The organism is Prosthecobacter algae, from assembly GCF_039542385.1.
Taxonomy (GTDB): Bacteria; Verrucomicrobiota; Verrucomicrobiia; order Verrucomicrobiales; family Verrucomicrobiaceae; genus Prosthecobacter; species Prosthecobacter algae.
The window spans coordinates 327,732-350,499 of record NZ_BAABIA010000007.1 but is presented as its reverse complement, the minus strand read 5'-3'; the positions used below and the strand labels follow the sequence as shown (position 1 = coordinate 350,499).

Genomic DNA, 22,768 nt, shown 5'->3' with positions numbered 1-22,768 from the left:
CCTCCGCATCCGCGCCCCATGTCCCCAAAGTGGCCTCCCCGAGGCTTGCACTAACCGCCCGAATATTGGATATTAAGCACCTGACCCAGCCCCACCGAGTTGCCTCCCGGAGGCTTCACCATCATCGTTTTGTCTGCTCGCCAGTCCTCTCCCTCCCCTAGCCGCCGATGTGCCACTCTCCCTGCTCCTCTCTCGTCATGGGGAGCGCGTGGGGACCGATGGGGAATCCGATCCCCATCGCAAAACGTTGATCCTTAATTCATTGTGACGATTCATCCCCACATGGGGAATTTTTCATCTCTCTCCATTCCCCCTCATTCTTTCCAGCCCATGCGCTTCCCGATCCTGTTCGCCGCTGCCACCACCCTCTCTGCCTCGGCGGCAGAGGTCACCTTGCACCGTTGGTCGGGAGACCTCAATGTGCCGGATCCCGTCGCCTGCACGGTGGATGAAAAAGGTCGAGTGTATGTGTCCTCCACCACACGTCGCAAGGTGGGGGATCTGGACATTCGCGAGCACACGCAGTGGATCCCGGATGACGTGAGCTTCACCAGCGTGGAGGAGAAGCGCGAGTTTTATCATCGCGAGCTCGCCCCTGGTAAAATGCGCCTTCCACGCGGCAGCCTGAAGGATCACAATAAGGATGGCTCCATTGACTGGAAAGACCTCACCGTCCACAGCGAGCGCATCTATCAGCTTCGCGATACCGATGGCGATGGCACCGCAGATAAGATGACCGTATTTGCCGAAGGGTTTAACACCGAGGTCACGGGCATCGCTGCAGGCGTGCTCTATCACGATGGCTGGGTGTATGCCACCATTGCCCCAGACCTGTGGCGGCTGAAGGACACGGATGACGATGGTGTGGCCGATGTGCGCGAAGTCATCGCTCATGGTTTTGGCATGCACATCGCCTACGCGGGCCACGACATGCACGGGCCGCGCCTCGGCCCGGACGGTCGCATCTACTGGAGCATTGGCGACAAGGGTGTGAACGTCACCGACAAGGCGGGTAAAAAATGGTACTATCCCCATGAAGGTGCCGTGATGCGGGTGGAGCCCGATGGCACTGGCTTTGAAGTCTTCGCCCACGGCCTGCGCAACGTGCAGGAAGTCGCCTTTGATGACTTTGGCAACATGTTCGGAGCGGACAATGATGCCGACATGCCGGGGGAAAGTGAGCGCTTTGTTTACATCACCGAACGCAGCGATACCGGCTGGCGCTGCAACCATCAATACATGAAGGCGGAAAGCCGCTGGATGCGTGAAAACATGTGGAAGGCCGGAGCTGAGCAGCCTCTCTACATCACCCCGCCTTTGGCCAATTATTCGAATGGTCCCGCGGGTTTCCTGCATGAGCCCGGCACCGCCCTCGGCCAGCGCCTGCGTGGTCACTTCATCGTCAATCAGTTCCCCTCCGGCAAGATGGAAGCCTTCACGGTGAAGCCCGTGGGTGCGACCTTTGAAATGAGCCGTGCCCGCCTGATCAACAGCGGCATCATGGGCATTGGCATGAGCTGGGGTCCCGATGGTCGTTTCTACATGGCCGACTGGGTGGGCGGTTATCCTCTGGATGAAAAGGGGGCCGTCTGGACCGTGGATGAGGAGAAGGGGAGTGATAACCCCGCCCGCAAGGAAACTCGCGAGCTTCTCATAGCGGGTTTTGCCGAAAAGAGTCTGAATGATTTGCAAATTTTGTTAGGTCATGGCGACCAGCGCGTGCGTGTGGCAGTTCAACTGGAGCTGGCCAAACGTGCTGAGTGGAAGACACTGGCCAAGGTGGCGGGTGATACCAAGGCCCCACTACTGGCCCGCATCCATGCCATCTGGGGATACGGCATTGGCTTCCGCCGGGGTCAGGTGGATGATTCTCCGCTGCATGCCATGCTGGTCACGGAAACCGATCCCGAAGTCCAGGCCCAGACCGCCAAGGTTCTCAGCGATGGCAAGCCGGGCGAGCCCAGCGAGGAGCTGCTAATTGACCTCCTCGCCTCGGAATCTCCTCGCGTGCGTTTCCATGCCGCCATCGCTCTGGGCAAGCTGGAAGTGGAGGATGAAAGCGCCGCCCAAACACTGCGCCACATGGCGGAAAAAGACGGGGCCGATGCCTGGCTGCGTCACGCGGTGGTCACCGGCCTCGCTGGCTGTGTGAAGTCGCAAACCCTCGCCTCCTGGTCCTCCGCAGATTCCAAGAACCTTCGCGTCGCCGCCACCTTGGCCCTCAGCCGTCAGCACTCGCCCCTAGTCGCAGGTTTCCTGGAAGATGCAGACGTGGCCATCGTCAATGAAGCCGCCCGTGCTATTCATGACGACGTCGGTGTGCCAGAGGCACTGCCTCAGCTCGCCGCCATGCTGGATGAAACCCACGAGCTGGCCGAGCCCACCCTGCGCCGCGCCATCAATGCCAACCTTCGTCTCGGCAAGGCCGAAAACGCTGCTCGTCTAACCAAGTATGCTTTGGCCGATAAGCCTCTTTCGCTGGAGGCCTTTCAGTCCCTCCTGCACTTCACTGAGCCTCCTCGCCTGGATCGTGTGGATGGCGTCCATCGTCTCTATCCTGCTCGCGATGCCGAGGCCGTGGCGGATGTCCTCCAGCCCAACGTTCAGGCCATGCTCACCCTCGCCAATCCGGCGCTGAAAGCCGCCGGGATCGAATTGATGGTGAAGCTCCAGCTCGGCGTCGCCGCCCCCGCCTTGCAGCAGATCATTGGCGATACCACGGCCAAGCCGGAACTCCGTGTTGGTGCCCTGAAACTCATGGCGGCCCAGCATTCCGCCGCCCCGGCCTTTGCGGAGACCCTCAAACAAGCCGCCGACAAAGCCGCTCCGGCCGAGCTTCGCATGGAGTCCCTCGTCCAGACCTTTGAGCATCAAAAGGACCGCGCCCTGGCCGAGGCCTCTCGCGTTTTGGAGCAGGGAGTCGTGGTTGAAAAGCAGGCCGTCATGAAACTGCTCGCCAGCACCCAGACCAAGCCCGCCTCCGATCTCCTCGATGGCTGGATGCAACGCCTCGCCGCAGGCAAGGTCGAGGCCGGGCTGAAGCTCGATGTCCTCGAGGCCGCCCAAGCCCATCCAGAGCTCGCCGAGCGCGTCACCACCTATCAGCAGGCCCGCACCAGCGCCCCGCGTGACGACCTCGTCGAAGGCGGCAGCAGCGCCAATGGCAAAGACCTCGTCACCAACCACCTCGGGGCCAACTGCCTCGCCTGCCACACCGTCGAAGAAAAAGAAGGCAGCCAGGTCGGCCCCATCCTCAAAACCATAGGCAGCCAGCGCAGCAAGGCCGAACTGCTCGAGTCCCTCGTCAACCCCATTGCCAAGATCGCCCCTGGTTACGGCCTCGTCTCCGTCACCCTCAAGGATGGCAGCAACCTCGCCGGTGCCCTGGCTAAAGAGGACAAGGTCAGCATCACCATCCGCCTCGCCGACGGCACCGAGAAAAAACTCCCTCGGCCCCAGATCGCCATGCAGACCCCACCCGTCTCCATGATGCCCCCCATGCTCGGCATCCTCACCCCCCGCGAAGTCCGCGACGTCGTCGCCTACCTCAGCGGCCTGAAGTCGAAGAAAGCTGGCAGCAGTGCTCCGAAGAAGGATGTGCATTAAAAGAATATTTTCAGACTTTTGATCCGAATGGACTCTTCATCGCCTGACTTTCAGAAGCGCCGCTGGCTAGGTTCATTGCTGAGCCTAATTATTCCAGGTTTTGGTCTCATTCGCGCAGGCATGCCGGGGAGAGGTGCTTGTTGGTTACTGAGCCTGCATCTTTGGGCTTTCATCGGAGCACTCAGCCTCGTATTGCGCTGGATCCCTCTTTGGATGCCATTAGGCTTTTTAGCTGCTGCGATCATTGCGCAAATATGGGTCTTGTATGACAGCTTCAGGCCAGGGCGAATGACCATGACGTTGTGGCTTTTGTTTATAGGTCTTCTTGCCGCGACTTTTCTCTTGCCTACACCTGCCTCATGGGTGGCCATATCGATGGTGGCCCCTATTGTGACCATGGAGCCGACGCTGCATGGATCCACAATAGATTCGACAGCAGACCATGTGATCGTTGATCGATTAAGTTACCGATTTGATTCTCCAAAAAGAGGTGATTTGATCGTCTATAAAAACTCGAAAATTGGAAGTCTGCATCTGACCGAAGAAAAGAAAGATGTGCTATACGTTCAGAGACTGGTTGGCTTGCCTGGAGAAAGGCTTCGCATTGCTGGAGGGAAAATCTTTGCTGATGGCAGGCTCCTGGGAGAAAAAGACGGAATTCCACCGATCACTTACACAGAGCTATCTGGAGTGACGTCCTCAGCTCGACGGGAAGGTGATAGTTTTGTGCTGGGGCCTGAAGAGTACTTCGTTCTGGGCGATAATTCACCGCAAAGCTATGACAGCCGTTTTTGGGGGTGTGTGCCGGCTTCTGATGTTTACGGGAAGCTGACTCTTATCTATTACCCCTTGAGTAGAGTGAGGCGGCTGTGAGCAGGAGGTTCATGGACTGTTGCTTTTGACCAAAGGACTGACCTGCCTAACATGAAGTGTCGAAATATAGGTCTGGCTTACTCTTTCCCTAACTCACTTTGTCACCATCTCGTCCAGGTTAAGCAGGAGGTTGGTCACCATCGTCCAGGCGGCGAGTTCGGAGACGTTGAGGCTGGGGTCGGGTTTGGATTCACCGTAGGTGATGGCCTGTTGGGCTTCTTCAGGACGAGCTTTGTAGGCGGCGAGGTGTTGGTCGAGGGCGCGATGGATGATCTCGGCCTCCTGGGCGGTGGGGTAGCGGCCAGTGCTGCTGCGAAAGGCGGTGGTGAGGCGCGTATCCGTGCTGGCTCCTTTTTGAAGCAACAGTTGTTGGGCGAAGTTGCGCGCAGCCTCGAAGTACTGCACGTCGTTCATGAGGTTCAGCGCCTGCAGCGGGGTGTTGCTGCGCTCGCGGCGGAGGCAGTAGGACTCGCGGTTGGGTGCATCGAAGTTGGTCATGGCCGGGGGCGGGGCGGTGCGCTTCCAGAAGGTGTAGAGGCTGCGACGGTAAAGGGATTCACCCTTGTCCTGGACGTAGTTGCGGGTGTTGCTGCCGCCGAAGCCAACAGGCTCCCAGATGTTTTCCGGCTGGTAGGGGCGCACGCCTTTGCCGCCGATCTTCGGACTCAGCAGGCCGCTGACAAACAGGGCGCTGTCGCGCACGACCTCGGCATCAGCCCGGAAGCGAGGACCGCGCGCCAAGAGCCGGTTCTCAGGATCTTTGGCCAAGCTCTCTGGGGTGAAGGCCGCACTTTGGCGGTAGGTGTGGGAGGTGACGATCTGCGTGACAAAGGCCTTCATGTCCCAGCCGTTTTCACGGAAGGTGACGGACAGCCAGTCGAGCAGTTCCGGATGGCTGGGCGGCTCGCCTTGGGAACCAAAATCGTTGGTGGTCTTGACGAGCCCCGTGCCAAAGAACTGCTGCCAGAGACGATTTACCGTGACACGGGCGGTCAGGGGATGATCGGGAGAAACGAGCCAGTTGGCCAGATCCATCCGGGTTGGTTGGCCAGCATTTGGCAGGGGCGGGAAGACGGCAGGGGTGCCACGGCCCACCTTTTCACCCGGCTGGTCATACTGGCCTCGGTTCATGATGAAGCTCTCCCGTGGCTGGGGGAGATCCGCCATGATGAAGGTGGCGGGGATGAGGTCCTCCAGCGCTTTGCGTTTCGACTCAAGCGCGAGCTTCTGGCCGCGCACGCCATTGACGATGTCGCGGGCACCTTGGTACTCGTTTTCAAACCACCAGTCCTTGACCTGCTTGGCCTCGGCCTCGGTCCATTCGGCGGCCTTTTTGCCCCGGACGAGGGTTTGCAAATCCTGCGGCAGGGCCGCAACACGGGTGCCCTGGTTCTTGGTGACCCAGACTTTCCAGGACCATTGCTGATCCTTGGCCGGATCCACCCGGGAGCTCATGCTGAGACGATCCCAGGAGACGGTGCCGCCGAACTGGGTGAAGGCGTAGCCAGTGACTTTCATACCGGGCTTGAGGCCGATCTTATCAATGGGAATGTCCAGCTTCACCCATTCGCCCGTTTTCGGCAGGGCTCCCATTTTCACGCGCTCAGGGGTACGCACTTGGCCAAAGGGAATCGCCCCTTCCTCACCCCAAAAGGCGCGGTGATTCCAGCCACCGACATGGAACTGGATCATGATGGAAGTGGGTGGGTTGGCAGGATCCAGAAAACATTGGGCCGAAATGCGGCCGTTGGCTGGGACATCAAAGGTGGCACCACCGCTGAAGAAGTCCTGCGCCACGGCTGTGGCTGTGCGGCGGAGGGCGGTCTCGCCACTGAAAACAGGGCCGTCTTTTTTGCTCACGAAAGTGGCGGCTCCTTCACTGGACTGGACCTTGACCCCGGCGGGGAAGGCATCTTCAAACCACACGACTTCGCTGCTCTGTACGGGCGGGGGCGGCGTCAGCGTGCTGGGGTCCACGTAATCAATCTTGGCGATGGCGGCCTTGATGTCGCCCTGCTTGGCGGCGATCTGCTGCTCCAGGCTGGCCAGTTCCTGTTTCTGGTCGGGCGTGGAGAGCCTCAGGATGGGTGGGGTGAGGAGGATGTTGCCATCCATGGCGGGATCTGCGGCGCTGTTGAAGAAGGCGTAAAGGGAGTAGAACTCCTTTTGGCTGATGGGATCGAACTTGTGATCATGGCACACCGCGCAGCCGGCGGTGAGGCCCATCCACACGGCCACGGTGGTGTCGGTGCGGTCCACCGCATAACGAAACACAAACTCCTCCGCGATGGAGCCCCCTTCGCTGGTGGTGACGTTGCAGCGGTTGAACCCGGAAGCGATCTGCTGATCCACCGTGGCATTGGGCAACAGGTCCCCGGCGAGCTGCCAACGGGTGAAGTCATCAAATGGCAGATTGTCATTGAAGGCCTGGATCACCCAGTCGCGGTAGGGCCACATGCTGCGTTCATTGTCCAGGTGCAGGCCGTGGGTATCGGCATAACGGGCGGCGTCCAGCCAGTAGCGGCCCATGTGCTCGCCATAACGTTCGGACTTCAGCAGACGGGAGACGACTTTCTCATAGGCGTCCGGGCTGCTGTCGGCCAGGTAGGCATCCACCTCAGCAATCGTGGGCGGCAGTCCCGTGAGGTCCAGGGTCACGCGGCGGATGAGAGTTTCCTTGCTGGCCTCAGGCGCGGGGCTGAGCGCTTCCTGGCGGAGGCGGTCCTGAATGAAGGCATCAATCGGATTGCGCACCTGACCGCCAGCGACTTTCGGCACAGTGGCTTTGATCGGTTTTTCAAAGGCCCAGTGGTTCTTGTATTTTGCGCCTTCCTTGATCCAGCGCTGGAGGATCTCGGCCTGCTGGGGTGTGATCTTTTTATGCGACTCCGGCGGCGGCATCACCTCATCCTCATCGGTGCTGAGAATGCGCTCAATGATGCTGCTGGCGGCGGGATCGCCTGGTTTGATGGGCTGGATGCCGTCAATGAGTGCATAGGCACCTTCGGGGGTGTCCAGGCGCAGGTCGGCCTTGCGTTTTTTGGCATCGAACCCATGGCAGGCAAAGCAGTTGTCGCTGAGGATGGGGCGGATATCCCGGTTGAAATCCAGCGGGGCCGCGGCACTGGCGGGCAGAGCCGCGAGTGCTGAGAAGGTGGCAAGAAGGGAACGCATCTCCACTGAAACGAAATCCTATGGGCTGCCTTATCATGCGCGGGTGCGATTGGCGGCTTGTTGCAAACCCCAGGGCAGGATTGTTCGGCGGTGTCAAAGCCCCTGAGGCTCCCCCCACGAAAGAGTGGTGCGGCGTGGGTTGCATTTGAGGGCGGGCGCGGTCCATTGCAATACATGAAATCCGGGTGGCAGATCCTGTGCATCGTTTGGGGGCTGGCGCTCGGTGGCCAGGCCCAGGATGTGCTGATGCGGGCCGCGCAGGTGAGGGCGCTGCCGCCGGATCGGGCGTTGCAAAGTGTGCCGGTGGATCTGCAGGCCGTGGTGGGTTTTATCGAGGCACCGGGAGGCGGCACGGTTTTCATCCAGGATGAAACGGGCGGCACTTTTTTCCGGGCACCGGATCGCACCCAGCCGATGAAGCCGGGGGATCGTGTGCATGTGAAGGGCACCAGCATGCCGGGGCTCTATCTCACGGGCATCATTGCGCAATCGTATGAGGTGCTGGGTTCGGGCAATCCTCCAGTGCCCGCTCCCGCCGGGTATGAGGATCTGGCCACGGGCCGCTATCATTACCAGATGGTGCAGGTGGAGGGGATCGGGCGCCGATTGTCCGTACCTGAGGAAAATCATTCCGTGTTGCACTTGGCGTTAGGCAGTCGAGTGGTCGAAGTTCGGGTTGATGCGCCTTTGCCCGATGGCATGGAGGCCTGGGTGGATGCTAGGCTGCAGATCACCGCGCTGGCGGCGGGGGGAATCAATGACCGTCGGCAACTTGTGTTTCCCTACCTGCGGGTGAGTGATTGGAGCGAGGTCAAAATTCTGAAACCCGCGCCTGCGGTGGCGAATCTGGAGGCCCTGCCTGCGGCCCGGCTGCTGCAGTTTGATCCGGGGCGCATCCCTGAATTTGGCCACCGTGTACGCACGATGGGCAAGGTGCTGGCCGCTTTTCCTGATGGGCAGGTTTTTATCCGGGATCTGAAGGCGGAAGTCCAGGTGCCCTCCTCACCACCGATCAAGCCTCTGGTTCTCCCGAGTGAAAATGCGCGCCCTGCAGCCATGGCGGTGCGACTAGCGAGCCCGCAACTTTTGAAGCCGGGGCAGTTGGTGGATGTGGCGGGGTTCCCTAACATGGATGGCTTCAGCGCCAGCCTGGTGGATGCGGTGCTGGTGAAGGAGGCGACGCCTGTGGTGCATGGGATGGAGCCGGTGCAGGTGACACTGAAAGAGATCGCCAGCGGCACCTTGGACGCAAATTTAGTTAGGCTGGAGGTGGAACTGGTGGATGCCTACCGCACGGGTGCAGGCTGGGAACTGCGGCTGCTTTCAGGCGCTTTGCCCATGCGCGCTCTGCTGCCGGAGGCCGAGGACATCCAGGATCTGCGGCCCGGCTCCCTGCTGCAACTCACGGGCATCTGCCGCATCGAGTCCTCCACCGATCAGGGGTTCCGTTCCCGGCCTGAACGGGCGATGCTGATGCTGCGTGGGGTGGAAGATCTGGTGGTGCTGAGCGCGCCGTCCTGGTGGACGGTGCAGCGGCTCGTAGGGCTGGTTGGGCTGCTGCTGGCGCTGGTCGCGGGAGGTTTGCTGTGGATCACCCTGCTGCGGCGGCAGGTGGCCAAGCAGGGTGAGGCCCTGCGTCGCCGCATCGCCCATGAGGCCGCGTTGGAGGAGCGCCAACGCATCGCGAGAGAGTTTCATGATACGCTGGAGCAGGAACTCGCCGGGCTGTCCCTGCGGCTGGATGCGGCGGTGACTCGTCCTTTAGAAGAGAAAGCCAGGCGGCTGATGGAAACCTCCCGCCATCTGGTTTCCCGCATTCAAACGGAGGCCCGCAATCTGGTGGCGGACCTGCGCGCCGACCCCGAAAGTGTGACGGACCTTTCTGCCGCCTTGCAAGAGCTGGCGGATCGCACGCTGAGCGATCTGCTGCAAGTGACTGTGCAGGTGGAGCCGCCCTTGCCAGCCCTGCCTGTGCATGTGGCGCATCATTTGCGCATGATTGCGCAGGAGGCCGTGACCAATGTGCTGAAACATGCGCACGCCACCTCCATCGCACTGGGGTTGAAAATGCAGGAGGGGCTGCTTTGCCTGACGGTATCTGATGATGGTCTGGGGCTGGATCAAACCTCCACCCAGGGCCAGGCCGGGCACTTTGGCTGCATGGGCATTCGCGAACGCTGCCTGCGCATTGGCGCGCAGGTGGAATGGCTGAACATCTTGCCGCACGGCACGCAGGTGCGTGTGACCTTGCCTCTTACTTCTGACTGATCATGGCTGAATTTCCCATCACCCTTTTGCTTGTGGATGACCACTTTGTGGTGCGCAGCGGCCTTGCGGCCTCACTAGAGCTTGAAGACGATCTGCGGGTGGCTGGAGAGGTGGACCGAGGAGAGCTGGCCCTCGCGGCCTTTGATCAGTTCAAACCTCAGGTCGTCCTCATGGATCTGCAATTGCCTGGCATCTCTGGCATTGAAACCACAGCGCAGCTAATCGCCGGCCACCCGAATGCCCAGGTGCTGATGTTTTCCACCTTTGCCCGTGATGAAGAGGTGCAGGCCGCGATGCGTGCCGGCGCTCTGGGTTACCTTCAAAAATCGTCCTCCCGCGAGGATTTGCTGAAGGCCATTCGCACCGTTGCCAAGGGTGAAAAATGGCTGCCTGCTGATCTGGAGGCTCGCTTGAAAGAACGCACGGCCGAGCCGGAGATCACGCCACGAGAGCGCGAGATCCTGACGCTGGTCACGCAGGGAAATGCGAACAAGGAAATCGCGGCGACGCTGGGCATCGGGGAAGACACGGTGAAACAGCACGTCAGCCGCATCCTGGTGAAACTGAAGGTCAACGACCGCGCCCAGGCCACAGCGGAGGCGATCCGGCGTGGCCTAGTGAGGGTGTGAGGTTAAGGTGTGATGTCTGATCTCGCATAAAAGTTGTCAGAGGAAGAAAGGGGTGTGCCGTCGTTAGATAGGGTGAAATTCAATCACTCCTTCCAACCATGAAGTTTGTTTCCCTCCTTGCTTTGTTTTTGCCCTTGGCGGCTCTGGCCCAGAGTCCGGTCTCGGGGCCTGTGCGTGTACTTTACCTCGATCCCTCAGGTGCCGAACGTTCCAAATTGGGGGCTCTGCATGAGGCCATGAAAGAACTAGGCCGAGACGCCATCTGGTTTGACTACGCCACCGAGGCTTCCTCCGCGCCTAACTATGATTGCGTTTTAAAAGCCGAAGAAGCAGGCAAGCCTGAGGCTGTTCGTGAACAGGTGCTCGCTGCTTTGTCCAAAGAAAGACGCCAGAGCTATGAGGCCTTTCTGGCGCAACGCGAGCCGGAGAAGCGTGAGGCGCATCCGATGGTGGCCAACTACGAAAAGCGCCCGCAGCCGCTCACCTTCCAATATCCTTTCGATGTCAAAGGCAGCATGGAACGCACGCAGGTGCCGGCGGATCTGGAGCTGAAACTCTTCGCGGCGGAGCCGGACATCCGCAAGCCCATTGCCTTTGCCTGGGATGAACGGGGCCGCTGCTGGGTCTGTGAAACCAGCGACTACCCCCATGGCCTTGTCGAGGATGGGAAGGGGAATGACTCGATCAAGATCTGTGAAGACACTGATGGCGATGGCCGGGCTGACAAGTTCACGGTCTTTGCTGACAAGCTAAACATCCCCACCGCTTTGGTGTTTGCCAATGGCGGGGTGATCGTCAGCCAGCCGCCGCGTTTCATGTTCCTCAAGGACACCGATGGCGATGACAAGGCGGACATCCGCCAGGACATCATCACCGGTTATGGCATCCGGGATACGCATGCCCAGGCCAGCAATCTCCACTACGGTCTGGATAACTGGATCTACGGCTGTGTGGGCTACAGTGGCTTTGAGGGCCAAGTCGGTGGCAAAGACCTGAAGTTCATGATGGGCACCTATCGCTTCAAGCCGGATGGCAGCGCCCTGGAGTTCTTGCATCAATTCACCAACAATGCCTGGGGACACAGTGCCAATGCAGCGGGGGATCAATTCGGCGGTACCGCTAACGGCGCTCCGATTTTTTACGGCGGCTTGCCTCAGTCCATCATGCCCAGCGGGCTGCGGGCGATGACGGCCAAGAAGATCAATGAAGTGGACACGGTGCATACGATCACGCCGAACTATCGTCAGGTGGATGTCTTCAATGGTTATACCGCAGCCGCAGGCAGCGCCTTCATTGAAAGCAAGTCCCTGCCGACACGCCTGCAAGGGATAGCCATGGTTTGCGAACCGACCATGAAAGTAATCACGCTGATGGACGTGCAGCCGCAGGGGGCAGGCTACACGGCCAAGGATAGCTATAATCTGGTGGCGAGCACGGACGAGTGGATGTCCCCTGTTTTTGCCGAGGTCGGTCCTGATGGGGCGGTGTGGTTTGCTGATTTCCAAAACTTCATCATCCAGCACAATCCCACACCGAGTGTGGAGCGGGGTGGTTTCAAAGGCGAAACGGGTGTAGGCGGCGCTCATAAAAACGATCTGCGCGATCATGAACGTGGACGCATCTATCGCGTGGTGGCCAAGGGGGCTTCTGCGAAGATCTCTAAACCTTCGCTGGATGGTGACACGCAATGGTCACGCCTGACGGCCCAACGCTTGGACGTGGAAAAAGGCAGGCTTCCGGAAAACAGCGCCATGCTCATGAAAGAGGGCGGCCCAGGAGCTGCGCATGCCCTCTGGACGCTGCAAGGTCTGGGCAAGCTGGATGAGGCCACTCACAAGGCGGCGCTGCTCTCTAAGGACCCTATCCTGCGCCGCAATGCCATCCGCGCGCTGGGAACGGACGCGAAGGCGGCTGCGCTGCTGTTTGGCTCCGGAACCATCTCGGATGCAGATCTGCATACACGCTTGGCGGCCTTTGTGAAACTGGCAGAGCTGCCAACCACGGAGGAGATCAAGACCCTTGTCTCACGCCTCAGCAGCGATCCCATCGTGCAGGGCGACGAATGGCTGGTGGAGGCCGCCCGCGTGCTGTCGAAGAAGCACGGGGCCAGCGCCTTCAAGGAAGGCCCCAATCTGCTGACCAATGCGGGACTGGAAGACATCGGCACCGATGGGCTGCCCGTGGGCTGGAAGCGCCGCGACTACGGCAACAAGCCGGGCACGGTCCAGGCTGAATGGACGTCCGTGGGCGGTGATGGCAAAAATCACGCGGGTGAAAAGGCCGTCCGCTGCATTACCCGCGACGATGGCGACACCAGTCTCTATCAGGAGGTGCCGCTGAAGCGTAACACCACCTATCGTCTCAGTGGCTGGGTGAAGACGCACGCACTGAAAGGCAAGGTCAGTTTCAATGACCACATCGGCCGTCACGAAACGGCGAAGAACACCGCGCGTGTCAGCGACTGGAACGAAGTGGACGTCGTCTTCACCAACAAAGACAAGGACAAAGCCAGCATCAACATCCTCCACGTGGGCAAAGGCGACGGCTACTTTGATGAAGTGAAGCTCTGCGAACTGACTCCTCTGAATGATGAAAAGCAAACCTTGTTAGGTGATGCCAAGCGCGGCGAGGACATTTTCTGGAAACATCCTGTGGCCGCCTGCATGACCTGCCACATGCTGGGCGGGAAGGGTAGCCCTGTGGGGCCTGCCCTGGACGGCATCGCCAGCCGCAAGGACGAGGCCTACATCCTGGAATCCCTGGTGAACCCCAATGCCCGGCTGGCCGAAGGCTACACCGCTACGCCGATCAGCCCAATGCCGCCGATGAATCTCATCCTGAAACCTCAGGAGTTTGAAGACGTGAAAGCCTTCATTCTCAGCCTACGGGCCGAATAAGGCTCTGCGTTCAAGAAATGGCCAGCCCTCATAGGGCTGGCCATTTTTTGTGATCGCTGAACGAGTCGGAAGGGTCGGTTGTTATCCATTGAGGCATGAGCTGCCTAACGAGTGATGACCTGATGGCGAGGTCTATGTACTTCGCGGGATGGACACATGCGTGGATGAGCCTAACAAACTGTATTGAACGGTTTGGCATCGGCAATTCCTTGAACAGGAGATCGGCAAGAAAGGTGTGTGGCTCAAGGGTTACCACCATCCATGGGAGCGGTGCATCGTGAGCACAGGGCTTGCCTTAGAAGCCGACTTTTGAGACATCGTCTGATTCGTTAAAGCCACTGAATTGTGTCAGGAGACCCGACATCAAAAAGCCGCACCCGGATGGAGTGCGGCCTGATGAAAAATGAAAGGTCTAACAGGAAGCGTGTAAAGCTTTCTCCGTCCGCTTAAGGCTTGGCCGCAGCGATGTCGGCAGGCTCCTGCTGGGTGAGGGCCATTTCAGAGCCGGGATCGCGGGTGATGGGCCAGTAGGCTTCCATGTTCAGGCGCTCCGGTGGAGTGAGTGCCAGCACTTCGTTGCCAGTCTTGGCGGTCGTCTGGTAAGCCAGGGGAACGACGGTGATGCAGAGGCGGTCCTCATCCATGCGCTGAACGTGCAAGGCAGAGGCGTAGCTGCGCTTTTGCAGGGTGATGACGTCACCGGAGGCAAAAGGCGCTGCCTCTTTCTGCAGGCCGGGCATCACGAGTTCCAGATCCACATCTTCCAGATCGCTGGAGCGGGCGCGAACGATCCAGCCCTGGGTGAACACATCCGAATCGGCCAGAGGGCGGGCGCTGAGGACGCGGAAGCTGCCCATGAGGTACATCGGCTGCTCGTGCTGGTAATTCTTCAGGTAGGACCGCTTGAACACGTCATTGCGGACGCTGAGCTGCTCGTGGTTGTAGGGGGTGAACTCGCTAAGGAGGTCACGGGCACCAAAGGACTTGCCTGGAGGGGCTGTGTAGATGGTGTAAGGGCGCAGGGGCGTGAGTTTTTTAAACTTTGCCAAGACCTTGTAATTGAAGGGCTTTTCCGGGTGGGAAAAAACCATGATGCTGAAAAACCAGCAGAAAGTGGCGGCTCCCATAAGGAGTGTGATGAGAATCGCCCACCAAAAGATACCGCCGCCTTCCTTTTTTTGTGAAAGGCTGCCTCCGCCATAAGAGCGGTATTCGCTTCCGTCGCTCAGAAATCGAACTTGCATATCAAAATTGAGAAAATTGTTAAAAACTGTAAAAATCAGTCTCCTGAAATTTTACTGGTTCAAATCAAAAAGAAAAGTTTTTTTTGTGAATCGTCGAAAATTTGTTCCTCAGGCGGATTCCTTCGGTTCAAACGATGTTCCACAGCCACAGCTGCGTGTGGCGTTGGGGTTGATAACACGAAAGCCAGAGTCGTTCAAAGCATCAATGTAATCAATTGTGCTACCATCCAAAAATGCCAAACTGTCATTGTCCACAATGAGAGTGACACCGCCTTCGGTGAAGAGGTGGTCGGTGGGTTCAGGTTGGGCGATGCGCATTGCGTATTGCAAACCTGCGCACCCACCTTTTTCCACACCGATGCGAAGCCCGCTGCCGGCAGCGGCCTTTTGGGCTTCGAGCATGTGAGAGAGTTCCGTGATGGCACTCGGGGTGATCTGAATCATAAAAAGAGAGAAAGAAAAAAATCCGCAAACCTAGATTAGCATTCTGGTGCGTTGATGTGACATGGTGGGTTTACGTGCGTTCGTCCTGCACTATTTGCAGAGTTATGTCAAAAATTCGTATTCTTTCCGATTCACTCGCCAGCCAGGTGGCGGCGGGGGAAGTCGTGGAGCGGCCTGCGGCGGTCATTCGCGAACTGGTGGAAAACAGCCTGGATGCCGGGGCGCGGCACATCACCGTGGAGGTGCAGCGCGGCGGCACGGCGCTCATCCGCATCACCGATGACGGCTGCGGGATGGACCGTGAGGATGCGATGCTGTGCATGGAGCGGCACGCGACGAGCAAGATCCGGACCAAAGAAGACCTAGCCGCCATCCGCACCTTTGGCTTTCGTGGCGAGGCCCTGCCCAGCATCGCCAGCGTCTCGCGCTTTCGTCTGGCCACACGTGAACGCGATGCCCTCAGCGGCACGGAGATCGAGATCATGGGCGGCAAGCTCAGCGCGGTGAAGGATCATGGCGGCAATCACGGCACCGTCATCGAGGTGCGCTCCCTGTTTTTCAATGTGCCTGCGCGGCGGAAATTTCTGCGTACGGAGGCCACGGAGTACTCGCACATCGAGCAGCAGTTCCGCCTCCATGCGATTGCCAATCCCCAGACGGCATTCACGCTCATCCGGGATGGTGCGGTCACCTTCCATCTTCCGGCCACTGCCGATATGATCGACCGCATACGTGGTCTGGCGGGGGATGAACTGGTGACGCGTCTCATCAAGCTGCCCGAGGTGGAGCATCTGGGCGTAAGCGTTTCCGGCTACATCGGCGGGCCAGGGCTCAGCCGCTCCAATCGGCAGCAGCAGATCACCTTTTTGAATGGCCGTCCGATTGAGAGTCCGGCCATCAACTACGGTCTCAAGGAGGGCTTTCACAATGCCCTGATGAAAGGCCAGTATCCGGTGACCTTTCTCTTTCTGGAGATGGAGGCCCAAGCCTTTGACATCAACGTGCACCCGGCCAAAAAGGAGGTGCGTTTTCACGATGGTTTCGCCGTGCGTGAAGCCGTCGCTCGCGCTGTGAAGCGGGCCTTGGAGACGGGCAGCAAGCTGCCCACCGGCCATGTGCCATCCGTGCCGCGCCTGCCCGTGGCGGAGGCTGCGAGTGTGCAGTCAGAGATGGTCATTCCGGCGGCTTCCGGGGCACGTGCGGCAGTGTCACCACGGGCCGCTTCGTTTCTGACGCCAGAGCCTGCCATCGCGAGTCCACGTCCATCGGCTGATTCTCCTGCATCGTCTGCCGAGGTCACTCAGCTTGCTTCCCTGGAGGCAGCTCCCTCGGTCAAAACATCTCCGGCTGTTGCGCCCCATCTGCAGCCTGAGGAGGAAGTGGAAGAAGCCCCGGTGAAAAAGCAGATGCCGCACTTCCGCATCATCGGCGTGCTGCACAAGCTCTACGTGCTGATGGAAAGCACCGAGGGCCTCGTCCTCATGGACCAGCATGCGGCGCATGAGCGCGTGAACTTTGAAAAAATGCGCAAGGCCATGGAGCAGGGCGGGGTGCCCTCACAGAGGCTGCTCATGCCGCTGACGCTGCAAACGAGCCCGCGTGATGCCGATGTGCTGACCCGCAATCTGGAGGCCTTATCCCGGCTGGGCATTGAGGCGGAACCCTTTGGCCCCAACACTTTCAAGGTTGAGGCGCTGCCCACCTTTTTGAAAACCGACGATCCACTCGCGTGGCTGGATCAGGTGATCGAGGAACTGCAGAGCCTCAGCTCCAAAAGCTCCTCGCTGCGCCTTGGGGAAGACATGATCGCCACCACGGTGTGCCGCCATTCCGTGAAGGCGAATGACCGTCTGGCCTTGCCAGAAATCCAGGCCCTGCTGGAGGATCTTTTTGCCTGTGAAATGCCGTATTGCTGCCCGCATGGCCGCCCCACGCTCATTCAGATGTCTCTCAATGAGCTAGAGCGCAAATTCGGACGGCAGGCTCCCTAATTCGGATGCCCGCAAGGTCACTTAGACAACGATGGACCAGATGACTTTCAGGTAACGGCTTTCGGGGCAGTTGGACATCACTGGATGGTCCAGTCCGGGGCCGGTGCGGTCGAGGATCTGCAGCTTGCGTCCATGACGGTGGGCCACACCCATCACCAGTTCTTCAAATTCTTCCGTGCTGATCAGCCCTGAGCAGGAGCAGGTGACAAACAAGCCACCACGCTTGACGAGCTGGATCGCCAGCCCGTTGAGATCGCGATATTTGAAGATGCCTTCTTCCAGCGTGTCGCGGTGATGGATCAGCTTCGGTGGGTCCAGCACCACGGTATCCCACAGTTCACCGTTTTTGATCATCTGGCGCGACCAACCAAAGGCATCGCCTTGTGTCCAGTTCAGCTTGGTCTGGTTCAGGTTCGCGTTCTGTTTGGCCTGGGCGATGGCCTTTTCATCCAGGTCCACGCCGGTCACGTCTTCACACTTGCCGATGAGCTTGGCCGCCAGGGCAAAGCCGCCCGTGTAGGTGCAGAGGTCCAGCACACGCCCTTTGGCCAGCTGGCCGAATTTCAGTCGGTTGTCGCGCTGGTCGCAGAAAAAGCCCGTCTTGTGACCATCCTCAAAGTTCACGGCAAACCGCACGTCGTTTTCACGGATGCGCACCGTCTTCGGCGCGGGATCATCCACCTCCGGCACATCGCTGATGCGCATGCTTTCGATGAGGGAGATGTCCGGATCCGTCTGGATGACGTGGGAGCTGGTGCCTAACTCCTTGTGCAACAAAGGCAGCCAGCGGCGGATGCGCCGCCACACACCCAGGGTCGTGATCAGGATGGAAAGCGTGTCGTCGTAACGGTCCACAATGAGTCCGCTGAGGCCATCGGCGTCGGAGTGGATCACGCGGTAGGCATTGGTGGTCGCATCCAGCTTCAGCATTTCCTTGCGCATCCGCACCGCCTGCACCAGGCGAGCATCCAGATCCGCCTCGCCAAAGGGAGTGATGCCGTGGTGGATCACCCGCAGCGGCACACGTGCCTTCGGGTTCAGAAAGCCGGCGCCAAAAGGTTGCCCCTCTTTATCATAAACATTCACCAGGTCGCCGGCTCCCGCATCGCTGGAGATGGCACCCACCATGTTCGGAAAAATGGCCGGATGGTAGGAGTAGTACTTCATCTGCGCCCACGGACGTACCCAGGTTTCACTGCCAGGGGGCGGTGGCTTCGGGGCATTCGATGGATAACGGGAAGGGTAGGGACGGGGCATGGGCGATTCTGCTGGAATCGCCACCATTGGCACAGGATTTGCAGATTTCACTTCTCAATCCGCAGAATCCTCCGCCAAAGTGCGAAATCATGCCCGAAGCCGTCCTGAAGACCCTGCATCTCACGGAGCCCTTCCGCATCGCTCACGGGGTCTCCTCCACCCGTCAGGTGGTGCGGATCACTGGTGGCCAGGCTACGGGCGAGGCCCCCTTTGTCCCCTACTATGGCGAAAGCCCGGAGGACACGCTGGCCTGGCTGCAGGGGCCGCAAGTGGGGGATGGCACCCGCGCTGGACGCCTGGCGCTGGACCTTTTCCAGGCTGATCAAAAGCCTGAGCCACTCTGGCATCGGGCGGAACGGATTCTCGGGCCAGGCCGCCCTTGGCTGGACATTCACGCCTGCCGTTCCCTGGGCATTCCCACCGACCTCTCGGCCTTTGCAGAAAAGGTGTGCCAGACTGCCCGGCAGTTTCGGGTGCTGAAGTTGAAGCTCGGCAGCGGTGATTTGGTCCATGACGAGGCTATCGTTGCCACCGCCCGCGCCGCTGCTCCCCAGGCCACGATGTTCGCCGATGTGAATGGCGGTTGGTCGGTGGACGAGACGGTGCAGATGCTCCCTCGCTTGGCGCGGTATGACCTCGCCCTGGTGGAGCAGCCCATTCATCATCATGGCGGGGTGGAAACGTGGAGCGAGTTGCGCTCCAAACTGCCTTCTGAATCCCTGCCGCTCTATGCCGACGAAAGTGCGCAGAATGCGGACGATGTTCATCATCTGGCTCCTCTGGTGCAGGGCGTGAATGTGAAGCTGCTGAAGTGCGGCTCTTTTGCCGGTGGCATTGAAATGATCGCCTCCGCCCGCCAGCATGGCCTGGGCATCATCCTCGGCTGCATGATCGAAAGCAGCCTCGGCACCACCGCTGCCGCACACTTAGCTCCCTGGGCCGATTATGTGGATCTCGATGGCCATCTTTATCTGGCAGACGACGATTATCTCGGCATCACTTTTGATGCCGAAGGCCGCCTCCTCATGCCGCAGGAAAATGGCATCGGTGCTCGCCCCCGAACGTAAGCTCCATCATCATGATCGAAGACCTCACGGCTCGTGCCCAGCATCATCTGCCCGAGGCCCTGCATTGGCTGCGGCGCATGGTGGAGATCAACAGCTTCACCACGAATGTTCCGGGCATTCAGGCCGTCGGCCAGCTCACCGCTGCCTGCTTTGACACACTGGGTTTCACCTCAGAATTTGTCCCCGCTTCCCATCCGGCTCATGGCCCGCATCTGCTGCTGCGCCGCCAGGGCTTGGCCGCCAGTGCTCCGCCCATCGTTCTGGTCACGCACCTGGACACCGTTTTTCCACCGGAGGAGGAGGTTCAAAACAACTTCCGCTGGCAGGAGGAGGACTCCCGAATTTATGGCCCCGGCAGCGTGGATAACAAAGGCGGCACCGCCCTCATCTGGCTGCTGCTGCGCACGATGAAGGACGTGCTGCCGGATCTCTTTGAGAATACGCACTGGCTCATCGCCGCGAACGCGGCCGAGGAAGTCATTGGTTCCGACTTCGCCCAGCGCACCCAGGAACGCTGCCCGCAGGGTGCCCGGGCGGTTCTCGTTTTTGAAGGCGGCCCACGGGATGAGGCTGGCTATCATATCGTCACCGCACGAAAAGGGCGGCTGGAATACCGCATCACCTGCCAGGGTCGCGCCGCCCATGCTGGCAGCAATCATGCCCTCGGTATCAATGCCGTGGTGGAACTCGCCGCCCTCTTACCCTTTGTCCACGCTTTGAGCAGCCCGGCCGATGGCCTAACGGTGAATGTGGCCAATATTCACGGAGGTACGGTTCTCAACCGCGTGCCGCATGAGGCCGTGGCCGAGCTGGAAATGCGCGCCTTTGATCCCCAGGTTCTTGCACGCGCCGCCACCGCGCTGGAGGCCATGGCCGGACCTACCGCCGCCGGCGCACAGATCGTGGTGGAGCGTCTGGGCAGCACAACTGCCTGGCCGGGTGGAGCGGAGACTGATCGCCTTTTTGAAGCCTGGGCCCAGGCCGGAGCCGCGCTGAACCTTCCCGTCCTTCCCATGGCCCGTGGCGGCCTCAGCGACGCGAATTACCTCTGCTCCCTCGCCCCGACTCTCGATGCCATGGGCCCCAGTGGCGGCAACGCCCATTGCTCCGAACGCACTGCTGATGGCAGCAAGCTCCCCGAGTATGTCGAGCCAGATACTTTCGTGCCCAAAGCCGTCATGAACATCCTCGCCCTCGCTTCTTTGGCGTCGCCTTCTGCGTAGCAGCGTCCGCCAGGACGTGGGGATTGGGAAAGCATCGAAAGCTCAAGAACCCTCGCCCTGACCACTCGCTGGCGCGAGCAGCTACGGCGTGTAGCTGCGTCCGCCAGGACGTGGGGATTGGGAAAGTTCGAAAGCTCAACAACCCTCGCCCTGACCACTCGCTGGCGCGAGCAGCTACGGCGTGTAGCCGCGTCCGCCAGGACGTGGGGATTGGGAAGCCTCGAAAGCTCAAGAACCTTCGCCCGAACCACTCGCTGGCGCGAGCAGCTACGGCGTGTAGCCGCGTCCGCCAGGACGTGGGGATTGGGAAGCATCGAAAGCTCAAGAACCCTCGCCCTGACCACTCGCTGGAGCTAGCAGCTACGGCGTGTAGCCGCGTCCGCCAGGACGTGGGGATTGGGAAAGTTCGAAAGCTCAACAACCCTCGCCCTGACCACTCGCTGGCACGAGCAGCTACACCTCCCCCCCAAAAAAAAGCCCCGGCATTCACCGGGGCTTCAAAGATTGAAAACTAAAGCTGGTTAGACCCGGCTTAGTTCGAGCGACCGAGGTAGCTGTTGTCTTCCGTCTTCACGCTGATCTTGTCGCCAGGACCAATGAAGAGAGGCACCTGGACCACCAGACCGGTTTCCAGCTTGGCAGCCTTGTACACATTGTTGGCGGAGTCGCCCTTCACCCCTTCAGGGGATTCGGTGACGGTCATCACGACAGAAGGCGGCAGTTCGATACCGATCACCACGTCGTCAGCGAACTGGACGGTGTATTTCTGGCCTTCGATGAGGTAGTCCTTGGCGTTTTTGACCTGGGATTCCATCAGAACCACGTCTTCAAACGTCTCAGGGTGCATGAAGTGGTAGTCTTCACCGTCCTTGTAGCTGTACTCATGCGGCTCACGGTTCAGGTTCACGGCCTCGAGAGACTCGTTGGAGGTCATGCGCAGGTTGTACACCTTGCCGGTGCTGAGGGTGCGGACGGACATCTGCACGTAGGACGCCATGCGCGGCGGCGTCTTGAGTTCGAAATCGGACACGATGCAGACTTCGTTGTTGTAACGAACCGCGTGCCCCTTGCGGAGGTTGATGACTGGGGTTGATGCCATAGAGAGCGAGGGTTTTAGGCCCATTTCCGGGAAAAGCAAGAAGGGAATCCACCCGCCCCGCCCGGACAACCCCGGAGCGTTGGGACAACGCCCCCTACCTCAGACCACGAAAGCGCCCGTCGGCTGGTAGGGCGGCTGGTCCCCAGCCGCAGCGAAGGCCGAGCGATCCCCCCGTCAGATCCAGCCACCAAAGTCCCTCCTTCCCCCAACCCACGGCGCGTTGGATCAGACCAAGAAAGCGCCCGTCGGCTGGTAGGGTTCCATCGACTTGGTAGGGCGGCTGGTCCCCAGCCGCAGCGAAGTCCAAACGATCCGCCCCACCAGATCCACCCATCGAAGTCCCTCCGTCCCTAAACCCCGGCGCGTTGGGACAACGCTCCCTACCTGAGACTTCAAATCGCCTTGATTGATCTGCCTGTTGACTCAAAATACCCAATCATGCCTAACGACGATTTGCCCAATCGCCAGCGACTGCATCACGATGTGCCTCATTGGGTCGAAGGCGGTTCCTTTTTCTTCGTCACCGTCAACTGCGCGGAACGCGGCCGTGAGCAACTGACCCAACCAACTGTTTCAAGCGCCCTGCTAGAATCGGCACGTTTTTACGATGATCAGCACAAGTGGCACATCACACTGCTCCTGCTGATGCCGGACCATCTTCATGTCATCTTGAGCTTTCCCCGAGGGGCCGTGATGGCGGATCTTTTTAGAAGTTGGAAACGCTACACAGCCCGCCAACTCGGGGTCGTCTGGCAGGACGGCTTTTTTGATCATCGATTGCGCAACGATCAGGAAGAAAAGGCCAAACATCATTACATTCGGAATAATCCAGTTCGCCAACAACTGTGCGCGAATCCCGAAGACTGGCCGCACCAAATGCACTGGACGTCACAGGGATTGGTGATCGGTCCCTGGTAAATGACGATCGATTGCGGCCATCGGTAGGGCGGCTGGTCCCCAGCCGCAGTGAAGGCCGAACGATCTGCCCCACCAGCT

General features: G+C 59.7%; 14 protein-coding genes. 9 read left to right on the top strand and 5 right to left on the bottom strand.

The features are described from left to right. The first annotated feature begins 330 nt into the window (after window positions 1–330). Complete coding sequence (locus tag ABEB25_RS17905) at window positions 331–3,606, top strand: PVC-type heme-binding CxxCH protein (protein ID WP_345737802.1); 3,276 nt, start codon at window positions 331–333, stop codon at window positions 3,604–3,606. Between the two features lie 27 nt (window positions 3,607–3,633). Further along, window positions 3,634–4,479 carry a signal peptidase I gene (lepB, locus tag ABEB25_RS17900; RefSeq protein ID WP_345737801.1) on the top strand — a complete coding sequence of 282 codons (846 nt, stop codon included), beginning with the start codon at window positions 3,634–3,636 and terminating at the stop codon, window positions 4,477–4,479. 93 nt (window positions 4,480–4,572) lie between these two features. On the opposite strand, the gene ABEB25_RS17895 is transcribed toward lepB, so the two are convergent. Beyond that, complete coding sequence (locus ABEB25_RS17895) at window positions 4,573–7,653, bottom strand: PSD1 and planctomycete cytochrome C domain-containing protein (protein WP_345737800.1); 3,081 nt, start codon at window positions 7,651–7,653, stop codon at window positions 4,573–4,575. A gap of 174 nt (window positions 7,654–7,827) precedes the next feature. On the opposite strand from ABEB25_RS17895, the gene ABEB25_RS17890 reads away from it, so the two are divergent. The 3 genes from ABEB25_RS17890 to ABEB25_RS17880 all read left to right on the top strand — a co-directional run bounded on the left by ABEB25_RS17890 (window position 7,828) and on the right by ABEB25_RS17880 (window position 13,447). Next, window positions 7,828–9,921: a sensor histidine kinase gene (locus tag ABEB25_RS17890; protein ID WP_345737799.1), complete on the top strand. Its 2,094-nt coding sequence runs from the start codon at window positions 7,828–7,830 to the stop codon at window positions 9,919–9,921. A 2-nt stretch (window positions 9,922–9,923) separates the two neighbouring features. Continuing rightward, window positions 9,924–10,550 (top strand): response regulator, encoded by a 627-nt coding sequence (locus ABEB25_RS17885; protein WP_345737798.1) that lies wholly within the window; start codon window positions 9,924–9,926, stop codon window positions 10,548–10,550. A 98-nt stretch (window positions 10,551–10,648) separates the two neighbouring features. After that, window positions 10,649–13,447: a PVC-type heme-binding CxxCH protein gene (locus ABEB25_RS17880; protein WP_345737797.1), complete on the top strand. Its 2,799-nt coding sequence runs from the start codon at window positions 10,649–10,651 to the stop codon at window positions 13,445–13,447. Window positions 13,448–13,893: 446 nt separating this feature from the next. Here the strand turns inward: ABEB25_RS17880 and ABEB25_RS17875 are convergent, their stop codons facing one another. Together ABEB25_RS17875 and ABEB25_RS17870 are read right to left on the bottom strand one after the other, a co-directional pair. Continuing rightward, window positions 13,894–14,574 carry a hypothetical protein gene (locus tag ABEB25_RS17875; RefSeq protein WP_345737796.1) on the bottom strand — a complete coding sequence of 227 codons (681 nt, stop codon included), beginning with the start codon at window positions 14,572–14,574 and terminating at the stop codon, window positions 13,894–13,896. A 225-nt stretch (window positions 14,575–14,799) separates the two neighbouring features. Then, window positions 14,800–15,135 (bottom strand): HesB/IscA family protein, encoded by a 336-nt coding sequence (locus tag ABEB25_RS17870; protein ID WP_345737795.1) that lies wholly within the window; start codon window positions 15,133–15,135, stop codon window positions 14,800–14,802. 104 nt (window positions 15,136–15,239) lie between these two features. Here ABEB25_RS17870 and mutL point away from each other — a divergent pair, with 104 nt between their 5' ends. After that, the gene (gene mutL, locus ABEB25_RS17865; RefSeq protein ID WP_345737794.1) at window positions 15,240–17,126 is read left to right on the top strand and encodes a DNA mismatch repair endonuclease MutL; all 1,887 of its coding nucleotides are present in this window, start codon (window positions 15,240–15,242) and stop codon (window positions 17,124–17,126) included. A 21-nt stretch (window positions 17,127–17,147) separates the two neighbouring features. Here mutL and ABEB25_RS17860 read toward each other — a convergent pair whose 3' ends face one another. Next, complete coding sequence (locus tag ABEB25_RS17860) at window positions 17,148–18,383, bottom strand: class I SAM-dependent rRNA methyltransferase (RefSeq protein WP_345737793.1); 1,236 nt, start codon at window positions 18,381–18,383, stop codon at window positions 17,148–17,150. Window positions 18,384–18,472: 89 nt separating this feature from the next. On the opposite strand from ABEB25_RS17860, the gene ABEB25_RS17855 reads away from it, so the two are divergent. Continuing rightward, on the top strand, window positions 18,473–19,450 hold the full coding sequence (locus tag ABEB25_RS17855) for an enolase C-terminal domain-like protein (protein ID WP_345737792.1): 978 nt from the start codon (window positions 18,473–18,475) through the stop codon (window positions 19,448–19,450). A gap of 11 nt (window positions 19,451–19,461) precedes the next feature. After that, a complete protein-coding gene (locus ABEB25_RS17850) occupies window positions 19,462–20,673 on the top strand; it encodes a M20/M25/M40 family metallo-hydrolase (protein WP_345737791.1) in 1,212 nt (403 codons plus the stop codon). Window positions 20,674–21,205: 532 nt separating this feature from the next. Here ABEB25_RS17850 and efp read toward each other — a convergent pair. Beyond that, window positions 21,206–21,772, bottom strand: a complete 567-nt coding sequence (efp, locus tag ABEB25_RS17845) for an elongation factor P (protein ID WP_184213027.1) — start codon at window positions 21,770–21,772, stop codon at window positions 21,206–21,208. A gap of 402 nt (window positions 21,773–22,174) precedes the next feature. Here efp and ABEB25_RS17840 point away from each other — a divergent pair, with 402 nt between their 5' ends. Beyond that, window positions 22,175–22,690, top strand: coding sequence for an REP-associated tyrosine transposase (locus tag ABEB25_RS17840; RefSeq protein ID WP_345737790.1), 516 nt, complete (start codon window positions 22,175–22,177; stop codon window positions 22,688–22,690). Window positions 22,691–22,768 lie beyond the last annotated feature (78 nt).

What these genes read in the sequence shown, in the direction of transcription:
- ABEB25_RS17850 (WP_345737791.1), top strand. Translation starts at nt 19,462, where the DNA reads ATGATCGAAGACCTCACGGCTCGTGCCCAGCATCATCTGCCCGAGGCC.
- ABEB25_RS17895 (WP_345737800.1), bottom strand. Translation starts at nt 7,653, where the DNA reads ATGCGTTCCCTTCTTGCCACCTTCTCAGCACTCGCGGCTCTGCCCGCC.
- mutL (WP_345737794.1), top strand. Translation starts at nt 15,240, where the DNA reads ATGTCAAAAATTCGTATTCTTTCCGATTCACTCGCCAGCCAGGTGGCG.
- ABEB25_RS17875 (WP_345737796.1), bottom strand. Translation starts at nt 14,574, where the DNA reads ATGGGAGCCGCCACTTTCTGCTGGTTTTTCAGCATCATGGTTTTTTCC.
- ABEB25_RS17860 (WP_345737793.1), bottom strand. Translation starts at nt 18,383, where the DNA reads ATGCCCCGTCCCTACCCTTCCCGTTATCCATCGAATGCCCCGAAGCCA.
- ABEB25_RS17885 (WP_345737798.1), top strand. Translation starts at nt 9,924, where the DNA reads ATGGCTGAATTTCCCATCACCCTTTTGCTTGTGGATGACCACTTTGTG.
- efp (WP_184213027.1), bottom strand. Translation starts at nt 21,772, where the DNA reads ATGGCATCAACCCCAGTCATCAACCTCCGCAAGGGGCACGCGGTTCGT.
- ABEB25_RS17880 (WP_345737797.1), top strand. Translation starts at nt 10,649, where the DNA reads ATGAAGTTTGTTTCCCTCCTTGCTTTGTTTTTGCCCTTGGCGGCTCTG.
- ABEB25_RS17855 (WP_345737792.1), top strand. Translation starts at nt 18,473, where the DNA reads ATGCCCGAAGCCGTCCTGAAGACCCTGCATCTCACGGAGCCCTTCCGC.
- ABEB25_RS17870 (WP_345737795.1), bottom strand. Translation starts at nt 15,135, where the DNA reads ATGATTCAGATCACCCCGAGTGCCATCACGGAACTCTCTCACATGCTC.
- ABEB25_RS17890 (WP_345737799.1), top strand. Translation starts at nt 7,828, where the DNA reads ATGAAATCCGGGTGGCAGATCCTGTGCATCGTTTGGGGGCTGGCGCTC.
- lepB (WP_345737801.1), top strand. Translation starts at nt 3,634, where the DNA reads ATGGACTCTTCATCGCCTGACTTTCAGAAGCGCCGCTGGCTAGGTTCA.
- ABEB25_RS17905 (WP_345737802.1), top strand. Translation starts at nt 331, where the DNA reads ATGCGCTTCCCGATCCTGTTCGCCGCTGCCACCACCCTCTCTGCCTCG.